We start from the raw sequence: 26,715 nt of genomic DNA on the forward strand, positions 1-26,715 counted from the left end.
AGTGAAGGAGTGAACCTCCCTCCGTGACCGGCTATTTCCCCCCTTCCTTTAGTCTTAACACGGTCACGGAATATTTCGGGAATTCAAACTCCAGACTACCTTTGTCTACACTTACCTTTTGAGTTACAGGTGCCACCTTGTCAGGTTCAGCGAAGCTATTCTCAGCATTTAAATCGTCCGACTGAAGTACGGTAGCTGTTCCTTCCAGACTTGATGTGGCAAGTCCGGCAAAAGAAACATCCGTGCGCTGAGCAGTGTCACCCGCATTAACGACTTTAACGATCAGCTCACCTGTGGCAAGATCACGGCTCGCAGTTTGGAACAGCGGCCCTGCTGGACTTTCATCGTTCACCTCTTGTATAAGCTCATCGTCGAGATAGAGCCGGATATTAGCACCTGATAATTCAATGCGAATATCGTACAATTTCCCAGTCTCAATCCTTACAGGAACCGTTCTTCCGATGACTGCTCTTGTTCCACCTACTGATTTTTCAATCGCGCTCTGCGTATTTCCCCAGCCGCCAAGATTCCACCAATAGAAGTTACCTTCATCTTTAGAGCCGAACATAATGAGCATGCCTTCTGCTCCGCCAGTCTTTTTCGCCTTAAGAGAAAGTGTATAATCACTCCATGAAGTCTCACCGGCAACTGCACGAATATCAATATCATTAGAAGTCTGCTTAAAAGTACCCTTGGATTGTTCCCAGTCCCCATTGTTTAGAGTCCAGGCTCCGGAATCCTTCTTGAAATGATCTTCAAAAAGAACGTCATCACCTTTCGCTACTCGTACATCGCTGTACTCTACCTGGGTGGCCCAAGTCCCCAAACCAATTCCACCTTGAATGGATTGCTTACCGGAGGTTTCTTCTTGACCTAGAGCCACAAGTGAGGTTGGAAGAACTACATCCCCCTTATTGCTTCCGAACATCTGCTGCACATGATAAGAAGGTGTTCCGTAGCTAGTCGATGAATCAAACACAATAGCGTCCGGGTTCCAAGTACGATCCTTCGTATTCACAAACAACGGGGCATAAGAGGACATTTTTACGATATCAGAATTCCGTTCCATGCCCATCATAAAAGCGGCCTCGCCGATTGCAGCGTTCAGATTGCCTTCTCCGGCACCCTTGGTTACCGCATACTCACCAACATAAATCTCAGGACCACTCCGGTCATAAGTATCGTATCTGTTCGAGTTGCTGAGGAACCATTCAGTGGTTTCATAGTAATGCTCATCAACCATCTCGATAGGCTCACCTTCAACTGCCGCATTGGCAATGAGATGAATCTCTGGATACTTCTCTTTAATTGCTTTATAAAACAAGCCATAACGCTTAATATATTCACTCATCTGGAAATTGTTTTCGTTACCAATCTCTACATATTTCATATTAAAAGGCTCCGGATGACCATTGGCGGCTCTTTGTGCCCCCCATTTGCTAGTAACCGGTCCGTTTGCATATTCAATGGCGTCCAGCGCATCTTGTATCCATGGCTGAATTTCACTGACTGGAACGGTATTCTGCTTGGCTATAGGATCTCCGTTATGTGAAATCCCGATATAAGCTACATATAATGGTTCCGCTTTCAGATCTTCGGCCCATTGCAGATATTCGTGAAAGCCCAGCCCGTCTGAGGAGCGGTAATCCCAATATCCCTTATGACCGGGACGAGTTTCAATCGGACCAATGGTGTTCTTCCATTGATAAGCATCAGTTGGCGTTTTCCCTTCCACAAAACATCCCCCCGGAAAACGAACGAATGCGGGTTTCATCGCAGCTACCTTTTCAGCCAAATCGATGCGAAGCCCATTCTCCCTGTTGTTCCAAGTCTCAGGAAACAAAGACACCATATCGAGATAAACAGTCCCTACATTGGCAGCAGAGATTACAATTCGTGCGTTTGCTACAGTACCTGTAGAAGTCAGTGTGTATGTATATGGATGCCATCCTTCTTTTAACTTATCAACGGTCTGTTCTGCATATAGCTCATTGCCATCTGGGCTCTCTAACGTTATACGCAGTGGCATATTGTCCCCTGGCTCTGGCCGCGCATAGAAAGACAACTTGTAACTGGCCTCCTTCGTCAAAGCAATCCCCCAGTAACCATTATTCACAGCAGATACCGAACCACCCTCGGCAGCTGATGATACTGTTAAAGCCATTGCCTGGGTCTGAGCATCGTTCAAAAGCTTAGTGCTGGTCAGAGCAAGCTTCCCTTTACTCCCTCCTTTTTCATCCATCCACCAATTGAACAGTGTGACCGAACTATCCTCAAAGGAACGATTGGAAATCAGCTCTGCATATAGCCCTCCATCTCCCGCATGATTAATCTCTTCGAAAAAGGCTCCGTACAACATCGGGCTGATCTTAGCTCCCGGATTCCCCGTATCCACAGTCAACGTATATGCGGTTCCACTACTTGTGTTAGCTGCTGTCGCCGTTGGAAGAGTTTCCTTTCCCGCTTCACCCGTTGCTTCTTTGGCAGACTCCTGAGACAGTGTTGCTGGGTTTTCGCCCTTAGAAGCCCAATAATACGTCAGCCCGCCAATCGCAATCACGAAAATCAGTACCGTAAGCCATAGCTTCCGTCCATATTTATTCAAAGATAATTACCCCCAACCTTTTATTAGCGTTTTCATTTTTATGAAGTGAACAGATCCTTCCATTCGTAATAACTTAAAATCATTTCGCAAAACCTAAATGAATCCGTTTCCATTGATAAAATACCATACTAAAATCTGGTTGTAAATAAATTAAACTAAACCTTTTTATACTTTTATGAATATAATTTCCAATAGATTTGCAAGAAATCAAGAGATTTATTAGTTTTTTTAAAACAAATTCCCTCTTTTCATCTCACCATCTTTATATTTTTCTAAAATAAACGGGGGTTTACAGCCCTAAGTAAGTTTAATTTTCATTTTTTCCTTCATTTATTTTACTGTTTTATTTTTCCATTCAAATAATAATGAAACTAAAATTAATTGTGTTGCCCCCAAAAAATCATATAAAAAAAGCTCCCCCTTGCCCAAACTCAGGCAAAGGAAAGCTATCGTTTAATTTCCAACTAAATTTAGTTCCGCCACTTCATAAACTTGTAATCAAGAAAATCAACAAGCAAGAAGAGAATAAAACCGACCAAGCTGAACAACATAATTCCCGCATACATCTCCGGATAATCTAATCTTAACCACGCATCCATGATGAAAAAGCCCATACCATGCTCTGTTCCATAGATCTCCGTAAAAAACAGTACAGATATCGCCGTTCCAAGCGAAATACGAATCGTACTCAGAATTACTGACAATGCACCCGGCAGTGTCACATGCCAGAACTTCTGCACAGCGCTGGCACCTATACTAGTTAAGACATCATAGGTATTGTCCGGAATAGCCTTAACCCCATCCCTTACCGAAATGATGATCTGAAACAATAGAATCAGCATGATCATTAGGATTTTGGACGTCTCCCCAAGCCCGAAGAACAGCATCACTACTGGAAGCAGGGCAATTTTGGGAACCGGATAGGTCAAGTAAACCACAGGGTCCAGCAGTTTGTTCCAGGTCAACGAACGTCCCATTAGAAGACCTACAAGCAGTCCAATAATTAACGCCAGTACCACACCTGCAAAAATTCTGAACAAGCTATACCCTACATTTATAGCAATATCCTGCGCTCCTAACTGAAACATCGCCTTATATACAGCAAAGGGACTTGGCAAAATCGAATGGTTCATAAGTAAAAATGCGATATACCAGACTACATTCATACAGACAAATACAAATAGCAGCCTTACTAGATGATGAAGTCGACGTTTGTTTACCATATCTCCTGCATTACCTTTCTAATCCGCTTAGTCTGCTCAAAGAAATCCACACTGTCCCGCTTATCCTCATGCTTCATATGAAACACCAAATGATTATCAATAATTTCAGGTGTAGTTTCTTTGTTGGACGGCATGACGATAATCTTTTGCCCCAGCAGAATCGCTTCTTCCACATCATGAGTGACAAATAATGTAGTCGTCGGGTTAGCCAGCCAGTTCTCTAAAAAGAGGACCTGCAGCGTTTCCCTTGTTATCGCATCGAGTGCAGAGAATGGCTCGTCCAGCAACAGAATAGTAGGCAAAATGGCAAAAGCTCTGGCAATCGCTACTCTTTGCTGCTGGCCTCCACTGAGGGATAAGGGATAACGTTCTGCTAAATCAGAGATCCCCATCGACGAAAGCCACTGCTTAATCTGCGTCTCCCGTTCTTGCTTGGATGAACTTGCCGTATGCGTAATCTTCATTGCGATTTGAATATTATCATGTACAGTCTTCCAAGGAAGAAGCCCGTAGTTCTGCGGCACCAGCCCGATTAACGTTTCTTTCTCATGTACAGATTTCTCATTAAAAAGAATTTGTCCCTGATAGCTAGGCAGCAAGCCCGCAATCGCGCGTAATAAGGTTGATTTTCCGCTGCCAGAGGGTCCGATAATAGTGTAGATCCCATGTTCCGGCAAAGATAAATCCACCTGACCTAAGGCTAATTGTCCGCTCTTATATTCTACTTTCAGATCCTTTATGGCGAGTCCTTTATTTCTTGAATTGGACATCAGAAATCACATCTTCAGCCGAGATATTTTTGCTGAGCAAACCTTTTTCCCGTGCCCAAGCAAATGCAGCCTCTACTTCCTTCACATCCACTTGATAAGCTGGTACATAATCCGGTACCTTGATCTCATCTTTTAATGTTTCTGGATATCCTACTTCTTTGATTACAAGATCGATATATTCAGATTGTTCATGGGATTTCATATAAGCTACTGCTTCATCATAAGCAGCATACATACTGCGGATAGCTTCTGCTTTGGCATCAATTGCAGTTTGCGGGAAAGCTAATACGAACGGATTTACTCCCGCAGTTAGCGTTGAGCTCAGTACACGCAGGCCTGAGGTTTTGCCCATCGTTACAAAAGGTTCTGGCAAAATTGCCGCATCCGCCTTATTATTCTTAAGCAATTCTAAACGGGTCGGAATCTGTGGAACCTCTGTCACTGTAATATCAGCTTCGGTCAGACCTGCTTGTTTCAGCATCATGGCCACTGTATATTGTGTGGAGGTATTTTTGGACAAAATCACGGTTTTCCCCTTCAAACCCTTCACATCCTGGATCGATTCATTTCCAGTCAGCAAATCAAATTCCCCAAAAGTTGTACTGGTGATCTTCACATCCAGTCCAGCCTCATTGTAAATGGAGATCGCAACCAGGTCAGCACTTAGACCATCCAGCTTGCCTGCTTGAAAAGCTACATCCCGATCTTTGGCGCTTTTAAACGTCTGGATGTCCAGATCCACACCGTGGTTTTTATCGAAACCTTGTTCATGTGCGATGATAAAAGGAATAGCATCAATCGAGGGTAATAAACCGAGCGACAATGAGGTAACTTCTTTTGCAGCCTCTGGAGCAGCTCCCTCTGACGATTCTGTATTTGTATTATTTTTCGAACCACAACCCACTGCAAGTGCAGCGATGACAACAACCATCATAGATAACAACAACATTCTCTTTAGACCTTTATTCTTCATTTAACTCTCCTGCCTCCATTATTCTTTCTATAGTGTAATTCTCTGTAATATTCTTTGCTCACTCATAAATGTGCATGCAAAAAAATCCTTAAGCTCTACAAAAAAAGCTTTAGGCATGTTAAGTTTACCACCAATCTTTATATTTTGTATATTTATAAATTTAGATATAAGTAAATAGAAGCGACGCAAAAAAAGCTGACAGCGGAATGGTTCCGCTACCAGCCTCAATCTCTATATTATGGAGTTAGTAGATTTGTGTGGATTTTAATGACAGCTTTTTTAATCTGCTGCCCCGGTTGACCCATGCCCGGTCTGTGAACATCATGAGGGAAAAAGACCGCGAACATTCCAGGCTTCAAAGATAACAATATTTCATCTGCTGATGGGGGATAAAGCGCATATTCTCCTTCGGCATCGTAAGGCTTAATGGGTTCAATCCCTTCTTGCAGGGGTGCCCAGCCAATCGTTTCTTCACCTTCGATCAGATAATGCACATCAATATAAGTCTCATGCTTCTCTGCGACTTGTTCCTCCAGCGATTTTGCCTCCAGAGCCATAATCGAAGCATACATTTCGTTCCCGCGGATTTCGATTCGCCCAAGATCAGGATCATGTTGTAAGATTACTTTCAATTCCTCAATAGCCTCAACAATGACAGGATTCTCATACTTGATATGCTCTTCCCAAGATGACAAAGAACCTAAGATCATAACTTCCCATTCCCCTCACATCTTAATGTGCTAAACCAGTTTCTCACTGACTGCTGAAGCTGTAGTTTCTTTATTGATTATGGATTGCTCACTAGTCTTCTTGAAATATTCTACATATAAAATATCAAGCAGATAAAGCTGCGATATCTTTGCAGATAATGAACCCCCTTGCAGCGGTCCTTCATTAGCCCCACATAGCAGGGTCAGATCGGAGTACGAGGTTAACGGTGACTTTTCAAACCTGGTAATGGATATTACTTTGGCTCCTCGTTCCTTTGCTTTTCTCGCAACCTCAATGCTATCCTTGGTCGAGCCGGAATAAGAAATCACAACAGCGACATCCCGGTTAGACATCAACGCTGCCGACATCATCTGCAGATGTGAATCCATTAAACATTCCGTTTTGTTCGTAATGCGCATAAATTTAATCTTGGCTTCCATAGCTGTGACTAGAGAAGAGCCCACACCGAAAAACAATACACGTTCTGCATTAATCAAATACTCAATGGCCTCACTGATCTTCTGTATATCAATTAAATTATAGGTCTCGTTGAGTGCACTTACATTCGTGGTCAGCACTTTAGAAGCAACAGCTTCAATCGTATCATCCATCAGAATTTGATCGGTAAGCTGCGGGATCTCATTCTCCACAGTGATGCTATGTGCCAATGCGATCTTGAACTCTTGATACCCTTTATAACTTAAAGATTTGCAAAATCGAAATATACTTGATTCCCCAACATCACATGCATCTGCAAGATCAGTAATCGACATGTAGACTACACTTCTCGTATTCTCCAGTACGTAGTCCGCTACCTTCTTCTCCGTATTTGTCAAATTATTGTATTTAGAATGAATTGAAGAAAAAATACTGATTGTCCGCAAAAAAGCCCCTCCTTTTCAATAAATTAATGTACGAATAAGGAGGAAGCTCCCAGCAGACCTGCCTTATTCCCTAATGAGGCTTTAACAATTCTCACTCCCGCAAAGCTTTCCATAATCAAAGACTTCGTGCGTTCTTCTACCCTTCGAACCAAATCTTCTTGTTCCATTACGCCGCCACCAATAATAATCGCGGATGGATTGAAGATATGTGTGATAGAAGCTAAACCCACAGCCACCTCAGTAATCCATAGATCTAGAATACGATCAAGCTGCTCATTTCCGCTCTGTATTTTATCAAATAAAGCTTTTCCGTCCGTGCATTCGGGATCTGCCAGCTGAGCCATCTTCACTAAAACTGTAGTTGAAGCGTATTTTTCATAATACGGCAGTCCTTCTACTCCGGATGGGGCCGACAATGGGTGAGTAAAGATATGGCCAAATTCAGCCGCTACCCCATTAGCCCCTTTATAGATTTGGCGATTAATGACGATCGCACCGCCAATGCCTGTGCCAAAGGTTAGACATAAGAAATTGTTAAAGCTCTGAGCAGCTCCATAATAAGCTTCGCCTAATGCTGCTGAATTCACATCGTTCTCTACCATAACAGGTTTATGAAAATGATGGGTGACAATATCCTTAATTTTCATTCCAGTATATCTAGGTATATTTTCGTTAGCATAGACAATAAATCCTTCTTCTGCATTAACTTGGCCCGCGGTGCTTATGGCAATGGCATCAAAATGATCGTATTCTGCAATCTTTTCCAGCATTCTTGAGATTACATGGGGTCCCCCCAAGTAGCTTTCTGTTGCATACTCCTTGAAGTCATGTACATTCCCCTGTTTATCGCATATACACATCTTGGTATTGGTACCGCCAATATCTACGGCTACAATTCTCATTCCCATCTACCCTCTCTGGCGTTCTACTGAATAGCGTTCACAAACCGTTTCGTAATCTCCATCGGTCTCGTGATCGCAGAGCCAACCACTGCTGAATACACACCTAAATCAAACATGGTCTTTAATTCTTCAGGAGTGGAAACCCCACCTTCAGCTATAACGGGAACAGAGAAGTTGTTGACGATTTGCTGAACCAATTCAAAATCTGGCAAGTTGCGGCCTTTAGTAGCCTCTGTATAACCGCTCAAGGTAGTTCCTATCAGATCAAATCCCAGCTCAACAGCCTTCGCAGCTTCCGCAAATGTAGAACAATCCGCCATAAACAGTTGATCTTTATAGGTCTCTTTTAAAAGTGGAAAAAGTTCAGAAATAGTAGATCCGTCCGGGCGAATACGGTTTGTAGCATCCATAGCAATGATATCTACCCCTTCGCGGTACAGCTCATCGACTTCCTTTTGAGTGGGTGTAATAAAGACTTCAGAGCCTTCATACACCTTTTTGATTATCCCAATGATCGGCAGATTCACTTGCTTTTTGATTTCTTGAATATCCGCTACGCTGTTTGCCCGAATTCCAGAAGCCCCGCCTAAGTAAGCAGCATAAGCCATTCTCCCCATAATAAACGGGCTATGCAGCGGTTCTTCTGGTAAGGCTTGACTGGAGACGACTAGTTTATGTTTTATTTTTTTAAGTACATTATTTTCAGTATTCATCAGTAACCCACTCCACATTTTTATTTATTCTTTAACTGCTCCTGCCGTAATCCCATTGGTGAAGAACCGTTGGAATAACATGAACACTAGCAACATCGGAATTGCAGCGATGGTAGCTCCGGCCATTTTATAAGCGAAATTAGGATTCAAATCCTGCATTAAGGTCGCAGTACCAACCATTAATGTTTTCATTTTGTTCTCTTGGCCTATAACCAGCTGCCACAAGTAATCATTCCAGACTTGCACGAAATTCAGAATAAATAAGGCTCCAATACCAGGTTTGACAATAGGCAACATGATGCGCGTGAAGATTCTCCATTCATTTGCACCATCTATTCTCCCGGCTTCTCTTAAGGCATTAGGGGTTAAATCGAAGAATCCCTTTAATAGGAACACTCCAAATGCACCCGCCACGTTCGGCCAAATCATACCGTTATAACTATTTACCATTCCAAATTGTTGGGTGATCCGGAATAAGGGTACTATCATAATTTCTTTAGGAATCATCAAACTTGATATAAAGATAATGAAGATTATATTTTTACCTTTAAAATTAATCTTTGAGAACGCATAGGCGGCCATAGAGCCTACAACAATAACCAAAATAGTAGAAATACCAGATACATAAATACTATTAAACGTCCATCTTAAAGCCGGCTGGTTCTGAAATACATCCACATAGTTGGAGAATGTAATCGATTTGGGCCACCAGTCTGGAGGCATCTTCACAACATCCGAGCTGTTCTTGAGTGAACTTGTGAATAACCAATATAGTGGAAAAAGATTAAGGAGTGCGAAGAGGATAATGATCACATTCGATATCACATCAAACTTCTCTCTCTTTTTCTTGTTTTTAATCTTCGACATGTTGTATTCCCCCTCACTTCACCTTAATCATGCTTCGTAGCTGTGGCACAGACAATATCAATGTAATCACGAACATGATAACCCCTACCGCAGAAGCTACACCGAGTTGGTTATATTTAAAGGCATTATTATAAAGGTAGTACATCAGCGTTACGGAGGAATTGTTCGGTCCGCCACCGGTCAATAACTGAATAACTACAAAGATTTTTAATACGGCAATAATATTGATAATCGTAATATAAGTTGTTGTAGGTCCTACCGAAGGAATCAGGATCTTTGTAATCACTTGCCATCTGCTAGCACCATCGATTTCTGCTGCTTCAAAAAGCTCTTTCGAGACACCAATCATCGCAGCTATATACAGAATAATTGCCTGGCCCACGTTAGTTGCGAAGGTTACAAATATCACGACTGGCAGAACCGTCTTTGGATTTCCCAGCAGATTAATCGTCCCTAGTCCCATGTCTTTATATAGATAAGAGATAAGTCCGTTAGCCGGATTCAGCAAAAAGCTCCAGACCATACTCATAACCACCATGGACACCATTACCGGGATATAATAACTTCCTCTAATAAAGGAAACGTACTTAGCATTCTTATCAAATACCGCAGAGGCTACGAACAATGCAAACCCCACTGTAAGTAGAACGATAAATATTACGAACACAACGGTGTTGATGGTAGCCTTAAAAAATACCGGATCATTAAACAATGTGGTGTAATTGGCAAAACCCACAAACTTCTCGCTGTCATAATTAATCTGGTATAGACTCAGCCGCATCCCTTCTAAGATCGGATAGACAAGAAAGGCTAAGAATACTATCATCTGAGGTAAAATAAACAGATAACCTGTAATATTCTCTTTTAGGTAATTACTACGTAGTTTCATATCGTTTACCTTTCTAATTAACAGCCCCAGAGTCTCTTCAGACCCTAAAGGCTGTCAATCGTGTATTGTTTATCTGGTCTTAGATTATTGGAAAATTACAGAGCCAGCTTTATTGGTCTCAATCACCTTGTTGCCACTTGCCTGATAATCTTGCACAAACTGTTCCGGTGTCTTAGCTCCCATGTAAAGTGCTTGTAGCTCTGGATATAAGACCTCTCTTAATTGGCTGTATCCTGGAACGTTGCCTGTGAAGTTGAACAAATATTTAGAGTTGGCATCGTAAGCTGCAAACAGTGGATTCTCCGCTTTAAGCGCTTCGGCTACAGAACTTCTTACAGGAATACCATTCTTAGAGGATTTAACTAACTCAGGATCGCTTGAGAAGAACTTCACGAAATCCTTAGCTACTTCAGTCTTCTTAGCATCTTTGGACTTGAATACACTAGCGCCTACTACATAAGTAAAGGATAGAGGATCTCCGCTTTCCGACGGAATATTAGCAAGTCTCATATCGAATTTCGCTGCCGTACCGTCCGCCATATTAGCTTTCGTACCATTAAACAGAATTGGGTTAGTGAAACTGATCGCTAATTGCTGATTTTGGAACATAGCATTGGCATCATTAGAAGAAACAGATTCTGCGCCTGGATTTGTATATCCGCCGTCATATAGGTTTTTCAGCCAAGTTGCAGCTTTAACTCCGTTCTCATCATTCAGGACAATGTTGCCTTGATCATCAAAGAACTTATTGCCGAACATTCTCATATAGGCAAGGTTCCATGTATCGCCCTGATTATTTACAGCGAATAATGCCATTGGATATGCATTGGAATACTTATCCTTCGGCAGATTGTTTTTCAGACCCTCAAGAATTTGTTGATATTCATCCAAGTTCCAAGTTTTGATTTCGGATTCTTCACCCACAAACTTTTCTAAGCCTGCTGCTTTAAACATGTCCGCGTTGTAAACCAAGGTGCCTGGGTTGTGCTGGAATGGATAGAAATAAATATCTTCTCCGAACGTTACAGCGTCCCAGTAGTTTTGAGCAATATCGCTTTTCGCGTCTTCATCAATGATGTCGGTCAAAGGAACCAATGCTCCCCGGTGAACGTAATCCCCCATCGGGAATACACTCTCAAAGAACACATCTGGAGGTGTTCCTCCGCTTAAGTTAACGTTAAGCAATTGATCGCGCTGATCTCCAGCAATGACCTCTATTTGAATATCTGCATCGTATTTATCATATTGTGCTTTGAATTTCTCAGCGGCGTGCTTTAGGAAGCTGTCATAGTCCGCGCCTGCCTCCGTGGCATCCACAACACCCTTCCACTGTGGAGTCAGCCATACTCTGATCGCCACTTTTTCCTTCCCAGACGCAGAAGAATTATCGGATGTATTAGAGCTCGCAGCATTGTTACCTGAGCAACCTGAAATTAAAGAAATAATCACCATTAGCGCAAGCATTGCCGAGAGTAAACGTTTTTTCTTCATTTATAAACCTCCCTAAAAGTTTTGTGAGCATTACCTTCTCTGAATCGCTACGTACAAAACTCGCATCGAAAGCATACGCTTAAAGTTTTGTGAGCATTATCTTCTCTGAATCTCTTCGTACAAAACTCGCTTCGAAAGCATAGAACCTTTAATTTAAAATCCGTTTGGCATGGTATTGCACTAAATCGGCCATGCTGCGATGTCCTTGCGGATCAAGATGCATATAATCAATTTCATTCATCGATACATGGTCTCTGGAATCTACAAAGTGGATACCAGTTCCCGTTAGCAAAGCTGCAAGATGCTCAGCGAGCTCCATAGACTTCTCACTACACCCGCTACCCATTGGTTTGCCAATAGGGGTATGAATATACTCTGCTCCAATCGGAGGGGGCGCGATTACTAGAACCTCTGGAGCCTTCCCCTCAGGTCCTGCACCGCTACCTTTAGCTTTAAGAGCCAGTCTAACAATACCTTGTGCGATGTTATAAGAAGTTAATCCAAACCTTTCTTTGGTATCATTGGTCCCAAGCATGATCACAACCAAGTCTAATGGCGAATGTGACATCAGGCAGGGATAGATATAGGAAATTCCAGAAAGTCCTTCGAATAGAGGGTCCTCACTGACACTTGTTCTGCCGGGAAGCCCTTCTTCGATCATACGGTAGGCGTCACCCAATTCTGTATGAAGAATTCCCGTCCAACGAATATCATCCTTAAATCTGCGGTCTGTCTCTGCGTCGTAGCCCCAAGTATTAGAATCGCCAAAGCATACGATGGATTTCTTCATTTGTCTTAACCGCAATATCTTTCAATAGCTTGATCAATCAATTTCATAATGTCTGCGATCGGACCAGCATCTTCAGCGGCTACTGCCTCAAGCGGTGCTCTTACGCTACCAATGTTTACGCCTCTTAATTTTAGAATCTCTTTTATTCCGGCATACATGGCACCTTTCAGCGAACAAAGGGCGATGATAATATCGTTGATATCGCTTTGAATTTGTCCAGCTTCTTCGAACTTACCAGCCTTAACAAATTCATTTGCTTGCAGGAACAGCTCAGGCATAACCGCATAGGTTCCACCGATTCCCGCATCCGCTCCCATGATTCTTCCCGCAACATATTGTTCATCCGGTCCATTAAATACCACTACATCTTTTCCACCCACTCTTTTGAATCTTTCAATATCCATAGTCGGCATGGAGGAGTTCTTCACACCAATCACCTTTTTGTTCGCAAGCAGCTTCTCAAATAGGGACGGAGTCAGTGTATATCCAGTAGTCTGAGGAATGTTGTAGATGATGAAGCTTAGAGGGGTTGCCTCCATAATCTCGCTCCAATATTTATAGACTGCACTATCAGGTAACTTGAAATATATAGGCGGGATTGCGGATAATGCATCGTATCCTAAGGTTGCAGCATGTTTCGCTAACTCAATACTATCTCTAGTGGAAGGGGCACCCACGTGGGCAATCAGTGTCATTTTACCTTTCAGGTTACTAGCTACGTAGCTTAGTACCGCTTTGCGTTCGTCGAGACTCTGGTAAATACATTCTCCTGAGCTGCCTCCCACATATACACCTTGAACTCCTTTTTCAAATAAGTAATCACATAAAGCATGCGTCCGGGATTCCGAAATATTTCCTTGATCGTCATAGCAGGCATAAAAGGCAGGTATAATTCCGTGGAACTTTGTGAGTGTCATTGTTAATCCCCCTTAAGTTGTGAGCGGTTTCTTTTCTACATAAACAAAATATCATTATATTTTGCTTTTGTAAATTATTTTCTCTATTTTTAGAAAAATAAAATTTATTTCCACCAATCTTATTTATGATTAGCAAAATAATGGTTTTCAGTGCAACTCGCAGCTAATAATCATTTATTTTTCCATATTCATTAGAAAATAATCCTGTAAATTCTCCACCCTAAATTTATTTCTTCAGGGCAGTATTTGTTGGATATACGGATGTAAAATAATTAAAAAAAGTGGTACTAATGAGTATCCTTTCAGCTTCGTTAAAAATGTCTCCTACAGGGAGACACTTCTCTCCAGATGAAGCACAAAACCTAAATAACACACAATGTTCACTGAATAATCTGTGTTTTTCAGACGGACACACCTTTTAAAAAATGGAGTTTAGGATTATAATGAAAGCGTAAACAAAGAACTACAAAATCTATTTTGTTTCTTCGCCAAAGGAGGCTGGAGGAAATGCTAGCAGGACTTAAAGAACTTAAAAATTGGGTGACAGAAAACTGGAATCCAACATTGAATACAGGTAATGAGGACTACCGGAAAATGGAGTACTCCGTGGAGCGTCATCTGCACACTCCGCAATCTCCGAAACCACTTAGCTATGAAGAAGAGGCTCGCATCAAGACCGTTAAATTTCATTAACTAACCCTTCAGATAAAGATTGATTCATAACGAAGACATCAGACCGCCAGTTCTGGAAGCAATTTCAGTGGATGCGGTCTTTTATTATGCCTTGTAGTTGTATACCGAAAAAACCTCCTCCACCCTAAAGGGTGAAGAAGGCTAATAGGTTACTTTCAAGGACATGGCAGTAGGTTATCAATTCAAAGGCCTTGTTTAGTTCATCCTTCGATAAACCTCAGCGCGCGTCCCGATTGATAATCAGCTAGGCCTTGGGCGAATTGTTGATCAGGAAATCCTCTATGCAGCAGCTTTAATCCACCTGAAGTTAAGGAGACATGATGGTGGAATTGATAAAATAACAGCCTATCATGATCCAGAGCATCGTTCTTTAAGTACCGGTAGAAATCCCCAAATCTCATCTGCAAAAAACTATGTTCATGCTCAATATCATAAAACATTGCTCCTTCGATATCGATCAAGAAAGGTTCCAGTTTATCGTTAACCATAACATGGTCAGGGCCCAGTTCCCCGTGAATAAACCCATATTGCTGTCTGGGTTGAATTTTTGATTCAAGCTCGTACAACTTATCGAGCAGTTTGCTTTGATTAGACCTGATCTTCTCAATATGTTGGGAGGCATAGGCTAGCTGTACTTTCGCATTTTCCATTTGTAATAAATGACATTGCCCCATGCTGCTCTCGTTAGCATTTGCTTTCCCAAAAACATGCCTCTCGTGGGTATGCATAGCAGTAAGCATCTCCCCCACACGCTGAAAAACTTTATCTTGAACACGTAACTCGGGATGATGAAAATAGGTTTCTGCCATTCTTCCATCTATATATTCAACCAGAGCATAATCGAAAGAGTAACGATCTCTTGCCTTATTCAGATCATAAAGAGCAGGGGTCTGAATTCCATGTTGTGTTAAGTACCTGTTATTTAATTCGAATAAATGACTTCCATAGGATTGTTCATTTATATCTTCATTGGCTTTTTCTTCTTTAAAATAATTCATGGAAAGATCCCACACATACAAAACGCAGGAAAATCCATTACTGCACTCAATCTTGTAGACCACCTTTTGTGCGCCGCCATGCATGCGCGAAACACGAGCAACGAAATAACTGCTGCCAAAAACCCTACTAATATAATCCTGTAAGTCAGCCTTATCGAGATGACAAGTAACGTCCATTAACAACACTCCATTTATTAGGTTTTGCCGGCTTCACAATAGTAAATAAAATCCAGCCGAAAGTATAGACTTATTCTTTCTGATCAATTATGATGTTGAATAAGGTCTTGAAAAAAACAAGCATACAAAAAGCCGTTGGAATTCATTTCAACGGCTTTTTTTTATGAAATATCTAAACAAATATAGAGGAGTACTTTCACAACATGTTCAAACGACTAACTGCACTATTTTCGATTCCCTCTTATGGCTTACTCTTTTTATGTATGTTACTGCAGGGGATGGGGATTTCACTCAGCGCACCCTTTTTATCCATTTATTTTACGGAACAGCTTGGAGTATCTGTCGGGCTGTTTGGTGTTTTTCTGGCCACCACGTTAATTGCCGGGATATGGATCAGTACACTAATCGGAAGACGCTCTGACCTCGGCTTAAATCGAAGAAACATTTACCTTGTCTCCACGCTCTGTAATGCTCTGGCTTATAGCGGATACTTGCTCATTGGGGATTTTACGATCTTATTCATCTACATGATTGTGTTCACCGCCCTCGGTGCACCAGGGATGCCTCAATTGTTCGCCATAGCTAGAGAAGCAGTGAATAAGAGCGATTTTACGGATACTGCGTTTGCAAATTCTACCTTGCGTTCTGCTTTCTCTCTCGGCTTTATTACAGGTCCTTTAATCGGTACTCTACTAATTGCTGCTGTTGGGTTTAAGGGGATTTTCTCGGGCACCATCGGAGTATTCCTGCTGGTTGCCTTACTTATTTCGCTATTCCTGAAATCAAATACAGAAGTGAAAAGCAGTACTGCAGAAGTAAAAGTAAAAAGTTTCCGGTTGGGTCAGAACCGTAATGTTCTGCTTCCTTTTCTGATTATGATACTCATGTATGTAGCCCACTGGACGAGTAGCATCAATACTGCCCTCTTTATTACCAACAATCTAGGGGGAACAACAAGCGATGTTGGTTTAGTCAGCAGTATTTGTGCTGCGCTGGAAATTCCTTTTATGATCATGCTGGGACTACTTAGTGCGAAATACAGTAACCGAATCCTGATGATGTGCGGAGCCATTTTCGGAGGAGCTTATTATCTCGTTGTCATTACTTCAGGCGCGATGTGGCAAATGCTTGCAGCCCAAATTTTGCTTGCCTTTTTTGTTGCCGTTATTTCAGCGATTGGCATTAGCTACATTCAGGATCTGCTTCCAAACATGCCTGGGTATGCATCCACGCTCTACTCTAATTCATCCACGATCGGCAGACTGATTGGCAGTCTTGTTGGCGGGTTATTAGCTAGTGTTGTTGGGTACCGGTATTCATTTGTGCTCTGTTTCATACTCGTCATTATTTCTACAATCATGCTTGCGGTAAGCGGACGTTACTCTGTAGATGATCCACAAAAACTAGCGATTTAATCCGCTTTTTCGGGCTTCATTCAGCCCTTGAAACTTCTCCATATTTTCTCGCGACTAACTAACATATCCTTAAAAAGGTGGGGTTAGATGTTAAAAACTATTGCAAGAATGCTCATGTTGATGTCTTTAATCTTTCTGGCAGCATGTGCAGGGGATGTTAAACCCATCGAGGAGCCGAGCACAGGAGCAAATACGCCAACTCATAGTCCAGCGATGAATACGCAAAAGCCGCAAAACACAGAACCCAAGCAGCCAAATGAAACCAGCTTTAAAGCAGAATTGTCAATAAATCTGAAATCATATTCAGATCAATTGACAGAGTATGATCTCCCCGCGCTTGAAGTGCTGGAAAAAAACCTAACCGCTTTGGTTGAGCATGACCACACACTTTTCCAATCCGGGTTCGTAAACAAAAAACTAGCAGATGCTATGGAACCTTATTATGACGAACAATATCAGTACAAATTCACAGACATCGAAAGCATCGATTCCATATTACCCAACGAACATCAGGTAAATATAACGGTGACCGGACAACGCTTGGATATGGCCGCAAAGACCGTTGAAAATGTAAAAATGCTATACGCTATTCGGCCAAACGATCAAGGGGAATGGGTCATTTATATCATTGATTGATTGACTGATTGATTGACTAACTGACTGACTAGCTTTTGAAAATCGTCGTCCGATTCCTGACAGGGAATTTGAACGGCGATTTTTTTGTGGAAAAAAAACAATTTCTCCCCTTGCTAGCATTGCGAGCTGCGGAGAATGGAATCATGTTTGTGGTAACCTTCTAGCTACCTACCCGATCTAATATTTAAGTAACGTTACGAACATCCTAAGACTTCTAGTCAAGAAAGCAGGTAAATCTTTGCATATAGATCCTATTGTCGTCAAAGCCAAAGCTGGAGACCCTGAAGCATTCGTGCAGTTGATGCAGGAGATAGAGTTACCTTTATACAGAACTGCAAGGTCCATCGTCAACAAAGAAGAAGATTGTGCAGATGCCCTGCAGGAGACGATGCTTAAAGCCTTTAAGAACATCCATACACTCAGAGAGCCCGCTTTTTTCAAAACGTGGATCTTCCGGATTCTGATTAATGAATGCAATAAAATGCTCAAAAACAACTCAAGAGCCCTCCCTTATGGAGAGCTTCCCGAAGTCCCTTCCACTTCCAAGGATTATGAGAAAATCGAATTATGGGATGCCGTTCAACATCTTGAGGAGAACCTCCGGATTGTCATTCACCTTCATTACCTACAGGACATGCCGATCCGTCAAATTTCCGACATTCTCGAAATTTCTACGGTTGCCGTGAAGACCCGGCTGCATCGCGCCCGCAAAAAGCTAAAGCATTCATCTCAATTCAATCAAGAAATGGAGTTGCGACATGGTAAACACTAAGTTAGAAGAACAGTTAAAGAACTGCCAAAGCCTACTTCCCGCTCAGTTATCGGATATTGCCCGCTCCAAACTGAATGAGACTTACCAAATCATCAGGGAGACCGATAATTCCACTTCCCCCATTCAGAGAAAGATGGATACATCAAGAACTTTTAATAAGTGGTTGATTTCCACTGCAGCCGCTGCAATTCTTGGAGTTACAGTCCTTGCTTCCGGCTTTGTATCGCCCGCAATGGCTGGTGCACTCAAGCAAATTCCGGTTTTGGGACAAATCTATTCATTATGGGGCGAAAAAAACTTAGATCCCGGTGTTCAACAAGCCGGGGATTTCATCACAAACGTAAACCAAAGCGTGACCCATAGCGAGGTGACCATGAATATCCCAACGTTGTTATTTGACGGAACCCGAATTCTTATGAACCTAACCACTCCTGGAAACCGTTTGGCTTCGGAGCCCAATTCGCCGCCTTCAGATGCCAATAAAGGCGCGGTGGATAAGTTTGAGGTTCTCTATAAAGGTCAACCTCTGCTCTGGAGTTACGAACACATGGATGGTGAGACTGCTTCCAGCATAATGGTTCAGGTTTTGAACACTTATTATGATCCGAGCACAACAACACAGACTGTCCAGTTCCCTGATCAGTTTGACTTGACTGTAAATGTAACGTTAAAGGGTTACGATGTCCCGTTCGAATTCGTTCTGCCTGTTACCAAATCAACGCCTGTTACCGCACTAACTTCAGAGGAGACCAAGCATCACGATAACATTAACTTGCAGATCAGTAAGGTAGAAATCACCCCAATCACAACGCAGGTATCCATTGAGTACAAAACCAAACCGGGCCAGAGCGTAGAAGAAATGCTCGCTTCTATCCCTTCGAAATATAAGGGTGCTAACGGGGGCGTCATCGCTCTTCAATTTGACATTGTCGATGAACGTGGCGTTCAACTGAAGCCCATCGGTGCTCACCCCTTAAGCGAATCTTATAATGTTCGTTTTGAACCCTTCAAGACTATACCGAATACCGTAACCATCAAACCGTACTTAGTCGTTTCCGAAGGTCAAGCCCCAGCTGGGACTAAAGGACTGTGGGAAGACAACAATATGGTCAAGGAATATATCCCTGAGCTGGAGACTGTACTTTCGGTCCAATAGTTCATTTGTAAAAGGGTATGCAAAACTACAAAAGACGAAGCCATAATAGGCTTCGTCTTTATATTTAGATGGCTTCAGGTAGGTTCAATCCAATAAGGTTATTTTGATGAAGCCAGCTTCGTTAATTTGTCGGCAATATCTTCGGCTTGTAATAAGGAGGAGTATGAATCTGCTGCAAAATATTTTTCCATATCAATCTCAATCATTCGATTGTTTTTGACCGCATCCAACATCTTCCATGTTGCTGGCAACTTAGGCGGTTCTTTGTCCTTTACGGTAAGGACTATAACGTAGTCACTGAAGCTAGAATAAAAAGTGGACAGTAGTTAACAGACTGGCGATAATGAGTCCACGGAGGTGTGTTCACATGGGAGAACATCGACAACGGTATAACGAAGAATTTAAAAAACAGACAGTGCAGTTCATTCAAGAGCAAACAAAGACAGTGGGCGACTTGGCGGAAGAGCTTAACATCCCAAAAAGTACCCTGCATCAATGGAGTATATGTTGCTGTTTACTCTGTCTACGTATCACATGTTGGCGAATATCCACCAGTTGAACCGTACATTTCACCGTTCCAGCCACTTCAGCTCTTTTCTACGGGATTTATACCGTACATTCTACCGTTTCAGCTACCTCAGCTCTTTTCTACGGGATTTATACCGCACATTCCACCGTTCCAGCCACCTCAGCTCTTTTCTACGGGATTTATACCGTACATTCTACCGTTTCAGCCACTTCAGCTCTTATCTGCGGGATTTATACCGTACATTCCACCGTTTCAGCTACTCCAGCTCTTATCTACGGGATTTATACCGTACATTCTACCGTCCCAGCTATTCATGCAAAATAATTATGAAGTACGCTCGCAACTCCAGTTTTCGTTGCCCTATATAATAAATTCGGCCTCTTGAATGAGAGTCCATTCCCATAGATAACCTACGCAAATTATCTATATCGGCAAGATTTAGGGCCATCCTTTTACAGGATGGCCCTCTCATTGATTAAGTTGCAATTTTGCTAACCTTAATACTCTCCTTTAATTACAAAAAACGAACCCCGAATTGTTCCGGCTAGCTTGGACTTCTGCCTAGCAAACTTAAACTTCTCTTCTAGCTCCTTTGGGATCTCCATCCCCTCAGAAAGCTTAAAACCAACAGCCCGCTTCTTAGGGTCATCCACCGTATACATAACGTTCACCGCAAGACCATCCTCATAAAAGACATAAGCGAATTTAATATTTTCCACTTGAAAACGCGATGTTTCTAAAGGTTTGGCCGCAAACTCAATATCACGTTCTTCTTTTAAAATTCGGTTCACATAATCAAGGGTCTCCTGACTTTCGCTGGCTCGTACAACCGTAAACTCATGTTTGTATTTGTTCATAAAGTAACGGGCCTCATTAGCACGCAGACCAGCAAGTGCATCTACTACAGGTGAAGATTCTAACCCAACCGTAGACACATTTTTAAAATCAACGATATAGGACATTTTCATCTCTCCTTTTCTCTCATTATTACCAAAAAAACTTATCGTTACTTAGGATACGGTTCGCGTATTGTCTGTAACGGCAAGTTTCTGTGTTAACTGCTGTGCTCTTTTTCTATTAAAGTGACCATCTCACGCTTCCACTTTTCTCGCTCCTCTGGCGGGATCGGCTCCCCTTTGTCATACAGAAATCTAATCATATAGAACCCATCCTTCGTAAGCAGGCTGGTAACAAGTTCATGTTCTAATACATTATTGTTCATCAACTGCGTCTCCACTATAGAGCTATTAACAGTCTGATGCAGTACTTGAGCAGTCAACAAGGTTTCTTGGGAGATATAATCCGCTGTATGCTTCTCTACAGAAGATGCCTCTATCTTATCAAAATAATTAATCGTGAACGTATGCGAAGGTTCGTACCGATGGTATTCTCCTAACGGATAATATCCGATAAATTGACTGTTACTGTAGACATGGAAGGTTGCAGGTACATAGCTATCAAGCTGAAAATACGGGATGAATCGCGCAATGCCTGAATTGATCTCTTCTCCAGGAGGAATGACCGCATCCACACCACTAAGGAAATCACCCTTCTTATCTACAAAAATCGTGCTATAAGAGCTGTACCTCGTAATCCAAATTGAACCATTCTCCTTCACAGCCTCAACGTAATAACTGATAATTTGATTTCTTTTTTCCTCACGTTCATCGGCGGGGTTGATACAGGTATGAATGTGCTTCCGAGTGTATGTAAAGACTGCTTTAGTGGCATCCATTGACAGCAATTCAAATTCGAGAATTTCAGATTTTATATTATAGATTTGAAATGTCATCATTAATTGAAAATGATTTAAAAAGGACATTCCCCTCCTATCTGGATGAAATCTTTTGCTCAAACCTTCTTCATCCTTATCCATATAAGCCTGCTCCAAGCCTTCAACCAAGGCCTGTAGCTCCTCTTTTGTGATGCCTTTATTTTTTTTAAAGAAAAACATGTCTTCTCTCCCCTCATCATCAATCTACTTCCAATTACTTGCTCCTATTTATTATACGGGCATACCTGTGTACTTTTCTAGTTATGAAGAAACCATCCCTGACAAAGGAACGGTTTCTTTGAGTTGGTATACCTTTCGGTCATCCCTACATTTTAAAATGTTTACGAACTAACCTAAATTGTTCTTCTACGCTCATGTTTGGTGTTCTTTCTATGGTTTTGATGCCCAGCTTAGTGCATTCTCTCTTCCGGGATAAACGGTAATATAAATTCAGGCATTATTCCTAAATCTATTAGGATTGGTTGGTCATCAGGTAACTTCAGCAAGTCAATAATAAAGAATTCCATCATCTCTTCGACCACTTGAAATAACCATTGGCTAGAGATCATCCTCTAATGTTTGAAAACCTAATTCCTCTACAAACTTCTTGGTTTAATTCTTCTTTCAAATAATTATTATTTATCTTCATCCAACACACCCCATTTATATTTCAAAAAGCTTACTCTGACACGTTGGTTGTGAGGGGTTGGCAGATTCTTATCTTTCTAGATAAAAAAAGCCTTCCCCACCCAAAAGGGTGAAGAAAGCTTTAATGTGTATCCCCAAAATATGGGCAGCTATATTAGGTTTTCGTACCTGAGGGTGTCTTAGTCAATTGCTCCTCCAGCCACCTTATCGCCTCAGCCTCTCCAGAGAAGGCGCCTCCGGGGCAGCCGTAGGTTCTTTTAGTGGACAACGCTGTAACTGGCTTGTAGACAGCAAGCAACTTTGCATTCTGCATTACGACCGCGATGCCTGAACAATATTGGGCGATTTCCCGCTTGTTCATCTTGCACCAGTTCATATACAGCTGTGTGACCGCACGCTCTGGACGTGTGTTTTTCTCAGCAGAATGCACCATCAGCAGGCCGAAGGCAGATCGGCGCGCGAGCAGTTCTTCCCAATATGCGATATATTCTTCTACTGTCTCCTGATCAAACGCCTCCCCCAAACTAAGGCTTATGATCGGCCAAGCGGATTCATCCTTTGTTATAGCCATACGTTTCCCTCCTAAAATGTGCCGAGCATTGCCTAAGATGTGATGCGGAATCCAACGGATTGCTGTTGCAGCTTCCAGAGCCGGTCGTACAGTCCGCCGCGCAACAGTAAGGCTTCATGTCGTCCCTGCTCGACCAGCCGACCGTCTTCCAGTACGATAATGTTGTCCGCACCGCGTATGGTTTTCAACCGGTGGGCGATAACAATGACGGTTCTGCCCGTAATCAACGCATCAATTCCTTTCTGGATTTCGGCCTCATTCTGCGGGTCAAGCGATGCAGTAGCTTCATCCAACAGCACAATTGGAGCGTTCTTGAGAATCGCACGGGCAATGGAAATTCGCTGCTTCTCCCCTCCGGACAGCGTACTGCCGCCTTCGCCTACCGGCGTGTCATAACCAAGCGGTAATTTCATGATGAAATCATGACAGTGAGCCATTTGCGCTGCCTGCTGAATATCCCGCTGCGACGCCCCCGGCCGCCCAAAAGCAATGTTGTTCCCGATGGTATCTTGGAATAGGTACACATCCTGAAACACCACCGATACAGATCCTAGCAGATGTTCTGGATCAATATCCTTGATGTTGCGCCCACCTAGCAGAACGCTCCCTTCTTCAGGATCATAGAAACGTGAGATCAGGCGCAGCACTGTACTCTTGCCGCTGCCTGACGGGCCCACAATTGCAGTCAGTGAACCTTGCGGCATTTCCAGACTTAAATTTTTGAGAACAGGCTCTCCTCCATAGCTGAAGGTTACATTGTCAAACCGAATGGTGCTGCTTTTAGGAAGAGGACTCGTATTACCTGTCATTACCGGCTGGCGTAGCAGGTCTACTATACGTTCACCCGCTTGTTCGTTGTAGCGGAATTCGGCATAATTGGCTAGCGCCGTGGTCAATGGATCATAGATACGTGTGCCGACAATAAGGAATACTGCCAACTGCAAAATACCGAGCTCCCCCCCTAATAATAGATGAACACCTACGTATACCATTAAGGTCAGTCCCGCACGAAGAAGAGCCATAGCGGTTAGAATAACCGGACCGAACATCCCTTCCAGCTTCACACTTTCCTTCATCAAAGTTTTAAAAGAGTTATCCAGACGGACAAATCGTTCTCCCGTCAGGTTATAGGCCTTCATCACCCGTATACCGTTCAAGTATTCTTGCAAGCGGTTCGCAGCGTTCAGCTTGGCCTTCATATGATCCGCTCCGAGTCTCCGCCGCAGCTTGCCCGATATATACATGATCAGGAGAGCAACCGGCAGCGCTACGAACATAGAAAGCGCCATCCGCCAGTCCAGAAACAGTAAACCAGCAAGTGCAAATATCGGCAGTACAAAAGCTCCCGCAAGCTGTGGCAGCAGATGTGAAATGCCCGTCTCAACGAGCGTGAAATCGCCCATCATCATATTGGCTAAATCACCTGGATCCCGGCGAGTCAGGTAACCCAGCGGAAGCTTCCGCAGATGTTCTGCTAATTCCGCACGTCCCTGTGCAGCAACATTGTATGCCCCGCGGTAAGCGGTGCGATAGGCGGGAATCTCACTCAGGAACATCAGCACCATGACGGCGACAAGCCCTGCGCAGATCCACCAAAGGCGTTCTGTCTGAAGTTCTGCGCCTACAGTAATATAAGGAGCAAAAATCAACCGCACCGCCTCAATTACAAGCGCGAACGGCAGCACACTAACTAGATTAGCCAGCAAAGAAAAAAGTACAGGCTTCAGCAACTGCTGCGGTTTACCGGCAGTAATATTATGCAATACCTTCATAGCTGATCCCCTCCTTTTTCCATATGCCAATCTCCGGCGTCACTGTAGGCATGCCACATTTTTGCGTAAAGCCCCTTCGCCTCAATCAAACCTGCGTGCTCTCCACGTTCCACGATTTCTCCATCCCGCAGCACCAGAATTTGTGCAGCTTCACGTATAGAGGAGAGTCGGTGAGCAATGACAATAACCGTCTTGCCGCGCATAAGCTCCGTAAGTGCTAACTGCATATGAAACTCATTTTCCGGGTCGGCAAAAGCAGTCGCTTCGTCGAGCACGAGCACTGGTGCATTTTTGAGAATAGCCCGAGCTACTGCAATGCGCTGCTCCTCACCACCCGAGAGATAGACACCGCCTTCACCAATTAACGTATCGTATCCCTGCGGCAGCCGAGTAATGAACTCGTCGCATTGTGCCGCTCTGGCTGCAGCCTGGACTTCCTCCAAAGTCGCTCCCGGTTTGCCGACAGCAATATTCTCATACAAAGTGTCATAGAATAGGAAGGTTTCTTGAAATACAAAAGCAACTGTATTCATTAATTCATGGATCGCCATATGGCGAATATCGACTCCACCGATGCGGATTGCACCCACTTGCGGGTCCCAGAACCGCGGCACCAAGCTGGCCACCGTCGATTTTCCCGAACCTGACGGGCCTACCAGTGCTGTAACCTTCCCTTGTTCCGCACGGAATGAGACTTCGCTGAGCGCCGCTGCAGTCCCTGCATCTTCACTGTAGGAGAAGGTTACATCGACAAATTCAACGTCAAAAGTATGCGGAGATAGCGGTTCTGCTATTTCCGGTACAGGCTGCTGTGCCAAGAGACGGTCCATCCGCTCCACGCCTTCGCCAATATCCCGAGTGCTTGAAGCCAGCAGAAGTAGCTTGTAGAGCGGAGATGAAACACCGGGTGCCATAATCAGAAAGAACAACAGCACAAGCGCAAAGGACATGGAATCCGGCCGACCGCTTAGCATGAAGACGCCCACCGGCAAAATAAAGGTAAACGGTGACGCAAGCAATGTTTTGAATAAGATATAACCTGTTTGATAACGGTCCGTATACTCCAGACAATAATCGCGGTAGCTGGTCATATCACTGTAAAACTTTCTGAAAGAATGCACCGTCTGCCCGAACACCTTAACCGCGGGCATCCCCCGTACATACTGCACCGCCGAAGTATTGATCTGCTCCAACGAATCATGATACTGCTTCACACTGGCCTTGCCACTGCTGCTCATCATAAGCGCTGACTGCACACCTAATCCTATAATTATCGGCAGCAGGCAAGCTACCGCCAACGGCGGACTAAGCCAAAACATCGCCACGATCATCAGCACTGTAGAAGCCAGCACGCTGACTAAATCGGGAAGCTGATGCGCTACGAAATTTTCCACCTTGTCGACATTCTGCTCTAGCGTCTTCTTGACCACGCCTGTTGAAGTCCCGTTCAGGAAACCGAGCGGCAATCTGCCCAAATGCTCGGTCATTCGCACACGCAAATTATATTGAATACGAAAAGCCGCAATATGCGAGCACATAATACCACAATACGAAGTCACCAGCCCTCCGATTAACCCTCCAAGTGCAATCCACCCCCAGCGGATCATATACGCACCGTCGACCTGTCCAGGCGATGAAGCATGGCGCAGCAGCTCTGCCAAAATGAAATAAACAGACAAAAACGGAATCAGCATTAATACGGCGCTGACAGATGACAATATTCCGGACAAGAGCAGCAAACCTCGCTTCTCTCCGGCGATCTCCAGCAGCCTTGGCATGCCGGTTTTGGTTTTACTCACAGCCGTTCCCCCACTCTTGGTAATTACGCGCAAAAAAAGT

The 26,715-nt window shown here is 43.3% G+C and carries 26 protein-coding genes; 6 read left to right on the top strand and 20 right to left on the bottom strand.

Annotation, left to right across the window (positions count from 1 at the left end):
- Positions 1-31 precede the first annotated feature (31 nt).
- The 13 genes from MHH46_RS26020 to MHH46_RS26080 all read right to left on the bottom strand — a co-directional run bounded on the left by MHH46_RS26020 (position 32) and on the right by MHH46_RS26080 (position 13,735).
- The gene (locus tag MHH46_RS26020) at positions 32-2,605 is read right to left on the bottom strand and encodes an alpha-L-arabinofuranosidase C-terminal domain-containing protein (protein ID WP_081387965.1); all 2,574 of its coding nucleotides are present in this window, start codon (positions 2,603-2,605) and stop codon (positions 32-34) included.
- Between the two features lie 470 nt (positions 2,606-3,075).
- Positions 3,076-3,828, bottom strand: coding sequence for an ABC transporter permease (locus MHH46_RS26025; protein WP_076129172.1), 753 nt, complete (start codon positions 3,826-3,828; stop codon positions 3,076-3,078).
- Positions 3,822-4,598 (bottom strand): ABC transporter ATP-binding protein, encoded by a 777-nt coding sequence (locus tag MHH46_RS26030; protein ID WP_076194592.1) that lies wholly within the window; start codon positions 4,596-4,598, stop codon positions 3,822-3,824. Before MHH46_RS26030 ends, MHH46_RS26025 begins: the two co-directional genes overlap by 7 nt.
- A complete protein-coding gene (locus MHH46_RS26035; protein ID WP_139329957.1) occupies positions 4,579-5,571 on the bottom strand; it encodes an ABC transporter substrate-binding protein in 993 nt (330 codons plus the stop codon). Before MHH46_RS26035 ends, MHH46_RS26030 begins: the two co-directional genes overlap by 20 nt.
- A 236-nt stretch (positions 5,572-5,807) precedes the next feature.
- A complete protein-coding gene (locus MHH46_RS26040) occupies positions 5,808-6,281 on the bottom strand; it encodes a YhcH/YjgK/YiaL family protein (RefSeq protein ID WP_076186392.1) in 474 nt (157 codons plus the stop codon).
- A 30-nt stretch (positions 6,282-6,311) separates the two neighbouring features.
- The gene (locus MHH46_RS26045) at positions 6,312-7,166 is read right to left on the bottom strand and encodes a MurR/RpiR family transcriptional regulator (protein WP_051491079.1); all 855 of its coding nucleotides are present in this window, start codon (positions 7,164-7,166) and stop codon (positions 6,312-6,314) included.
- Positions 7,167-7,189: 23 nt separating this feature from the next.
- The gene (locus tag MHH46_RS26050) at positions 7,190-8,068 is read right to left on the bottom strand and encodes an ROK family protein (protein WP_076129169.1); all 879 of its coding nucleotides are present in this window, start codon (positions 8,066-8,068) and stop codon (positions 7,190-7,192) included.
- Between the two features lie 23 nt (positions 8,069-8,091).
- On the bottom strand, positions 8,092-8,781 hold the full coding sequence (locus MHH46_RS26055) for an N-acetylmannosamine-6-phosphate 2-epimerase (RefSeq protein WP_076194589.1): 690 nt from the start codon (positions 8,779-8,781) through the stop codon (positions 8,092-8,094).
- A 24-nt stretch (positions 8,782-8,805) separates the two neighbouring features.
- On the bottom strand, positions 8,806-9,648 hold the full coding sequence (locus tag MHH46_RS26060; RefSeq protein ID WP_081382492.1) for a carbohydrate ABC transporter permease: 843 nt from the start codon (positions 9,646-9,648) through the stop codon (positions 8,806-8,808).
- A 13-nt stretch (positions 9,649-9,661) separates the two neighbouring features.
- On the bottom strand, positions 9,662-10,537 hold the full coding sequence (locus MHH46_RS26065; protein ID WP_076129168.1) for a carbohydrate ABC transporter permease: 876 nt from the start codon (positions 10,535-10,537) through the stop codon (positions 9,662-9,664).
- A gap of 84 nt (positions 10,538-10,621) precedes the next feature.
- Positions 10,622-12,028 (bottom strand): ABC transporter substrate-binding protein, encoded by a 1,407-nt coding sequence (locus tag MHH46_RS26070; RefSeq protein ID WP_076129167.1) that lies wholly within the window; start codon positions 12,026-12,028, stop codon positions 10,622-10,624.
- Positions 12,029-12,176: 148 nt separating this feature from the next.
- Positions 12,177-12,818 (bottom strand): SGNH/GDSL hydrolase family protein, encoded by a 642-nt coding sequence (locus tag MHH46_RS26075; protein WP_076129213.1) that lies wholly within the window; start codon positions 12,816-12,818, stop codon positions 12,177-12,179.
- A 5-nt stretch (positions 12,819-12,823) separates the two neighbouring features.
- Positions 12,824-13,735, bottom strand: a complete 912-nt coding sequence (locus MHH46_RS26080) for a dihydrodipicolinate synthase family protein (RefSeq protein WP_038573110.1) — start codon at positions 13,733-13,735, stop codon at positions 12,824-12,826.
- Between the two features lie 507 nt (positions 13,736-14,242).
- Between MHH46_RS26080 and MHH46_RS26085 the strand changes: the two genes are divergently transcribed.
- On the top strand, positions 14,243-14,428 hold the full coding sequence (locus MHH46_RS26085; RefSeq protein ID WP_036679656.1) for a hypothetical protein: 186 nt from the start codon (positions 14,243-14,245) through the stop codon (positions 14,426-14,428).
- Between the two features lie 200 nt (positions 14,429-14,628).
- Here MHH46_RS26085 and MHH46_RS26090 read toward each other — a convergent pair whose 3' ends face one another.
- Positions 14,629-15,558: a phosphotransferase gene (locus MHH46_RS26090; protein WP_076194627.1), complete on the bottom strand. Its 930-nt coding sequence runs from the start codon at positions 15,556-15,558 to the stop codon at positions 14,629-14,631.
- A gap of 248 nt (positions 15,559-15,806) precedes the next feature.
- On the opposite strand from MHH46_RS26090, the gene MHH46_RS26095 reads away from it, so the two are divergent.
- The 4 genes from MHH46_RS26095 to MHH46_RS26110 all read left to right on the top strand — a co-directional run bounded on the left by MHH46_RS26095 (position 15,807) and on the right by MHH46_RS26110 (position 19,582).
- Positions 15,807-17,018 carry a sugar efflux transporter gene (locus MHH46_RS26095; protein ID WP_052097297.1) on the top strand — a complete coding sequence of 404 codons (1,212 nt, stop codon included), beginning with the start codon at positions 15,807-15,809 and terminating at the stop codon, positions 17,016-17,018.
- Positions 17,019-17,105: 87 nt separating this feature from the next.
- Positions 17,106-17,654: a hypothetical protein gene (locus MHH46_RS26100; RefSeq protein ID WP_076194586.1), complete on the top strand. Its 549-nt coding sequence runs from the start codon at positions 17,106-17,108 to the stop codon at positions 17,652-17,654.
- 238 nt (positions 17,655-17,892) lie between these two features.
- Positions 17,893-18,426 carry an RNA polymerase sigma factor gene (locus MHH46_RS26105; protein ID WP_076129163.1) on the top strand — a complete coding sequence of 178 codons (534 nt, stop codon included), beginning with the start codon at positions 17,893-17,895 and terminating at the stop codon, positions 18,424-18,426.
- Positions 18,413-19,582: a DUF4179 domain-containing protein gene (locus MHH46_RS26110; RefSeq protein ID WP_076194583.1), complete on the top strand. Its 1,170-nt coding sequence runs from the start codon at positions 18,413-18,415 to the stop codon at positions 19,580-19,582. The genes MHH46_RS26105 and MHH46_RS26110 overlap by 14 nt, the downstream gene beginning before the upstream one ends.
- A gap of 98 nt (positions 19,583-19,680) precedes the next feature.
- Here the strand turns inward: MHH46_RS26110 and MHH46_RS26115 are convergent, their stop codons facing one another.
- Positions 19,681-19,833 carry a hypothetical protein gene (locus MHH46_RS26115; protein ID WP_179086331.1) on the bottom strand — a complete coding sequence of 51 codons (153 nt, stop codon included), beginning with the start codon at positions 19,831-19,833 and terminating at the stop codon, positions 19,681-19,683.
- Between the two features lie 116 nt (positions 19,834-19,949).
- On the opposite strand from MHH46_RS26115, the gene MHH46_RS26120 reads away from it, so the two are divergent.
- Positions 19,950-20,141 carry a transposase gene (locus MHH46_RS26120; RefSeq protein WP_076194580.1) on the top strand — a complete coding sequence of 64 codons (192 nt, stop codon included), beginning with the start codon at positions 19,950-19,952 and terminating at the stop codon, positions 20,139-20,141.
- 467 nt (positions 20,142-20,608) lie between these two features.
- On the opposite strand, the gene MHH46_RS26125 is transcribed toward MHH46_RS26120, so the two are convergent.
- The 5 genes from MHH46_RS26125 to MHH46_RS26145 all read right to left on the bottom strand — a co-directional run bounded on the left by MHH46_RS26125 (position 20,609) and on the right by MHH46_RS26145 (position 26,654).
- Positions 20,609-21,073: a phage tail protein gene (locus MHH46_RS26125; RefSeq protein WP_076194578.1), complete on the bottom strand. Its 465-nt coding sequence runs from the start codon at positions 21,071-21,073 to the stop codon at positions 20,609-20,611.
- 92 nt (positions 21,074-21,165) lie between these two features.
- Positions 21,166-22,065: a hypothetical protein gene (locus MHH46_RS26130; protein ID WP_076194575.1), complete on the bottom strand. Its 900-nt coding sequence runs from the start codon at positions 22,063-22,065 to the stop codon at positions 21,166-21,168.
- A gap of 622 nt (positions 22,066-22,687) precedes the next feature.
- Complete coding sequence (locus MHH46_RS26135; RefSeq protein ID WP_081386447.1) at positions 22,688-23,104, bottom strand: hypothetical protein; 417 nt, start codon at positions 23,102-23,104, stop codon at positions 22,688-22,690.
- A gap of 32 nt (positions 23,105-23,136) precedes the next feature.
- The gene (locus MHH46_RS26140; protein WP_076194572.1) at positions 23,137-24,876 is read right to left on the bottom strand and encodes an ABC transporter ATP-binding protein; all 1,740 of its coding nucleotides are present in this window, start codon (positions 24,874-24,876) and stop codon (positions 23,137-23,139) included.
- The gene (locus MHH46_RS26145; protein WP_076194625.1) at positions 24,873-26,654 is read right to left on the bottom strand and encodes an ABC transporter ATP-binding protein; all 1,782 of its coding nucleotides are present in this window, start codon (positions 26,652-26,654) and stop codon (positions 24,873-24,875) included. Before MHH46_RS26145 ends, MHH46_RS26140 begins: the two co-directional genes overlap by 4 nt.
- Between the last annotated feature and the right edge of the window lie 61 nt (positions 26,655-26,715).

It is taken from the genome of Paenibacillus sp. FSL H8-0175 (assembly GCF_045040615.1).
GTDB classification, from domain to species: Bacteria; Bacillota; Bacilli; order Paenibacillales; family Paenibacillaceae; genus Paenibacillus_AQ; species Paenibacillus_AQ odorifer.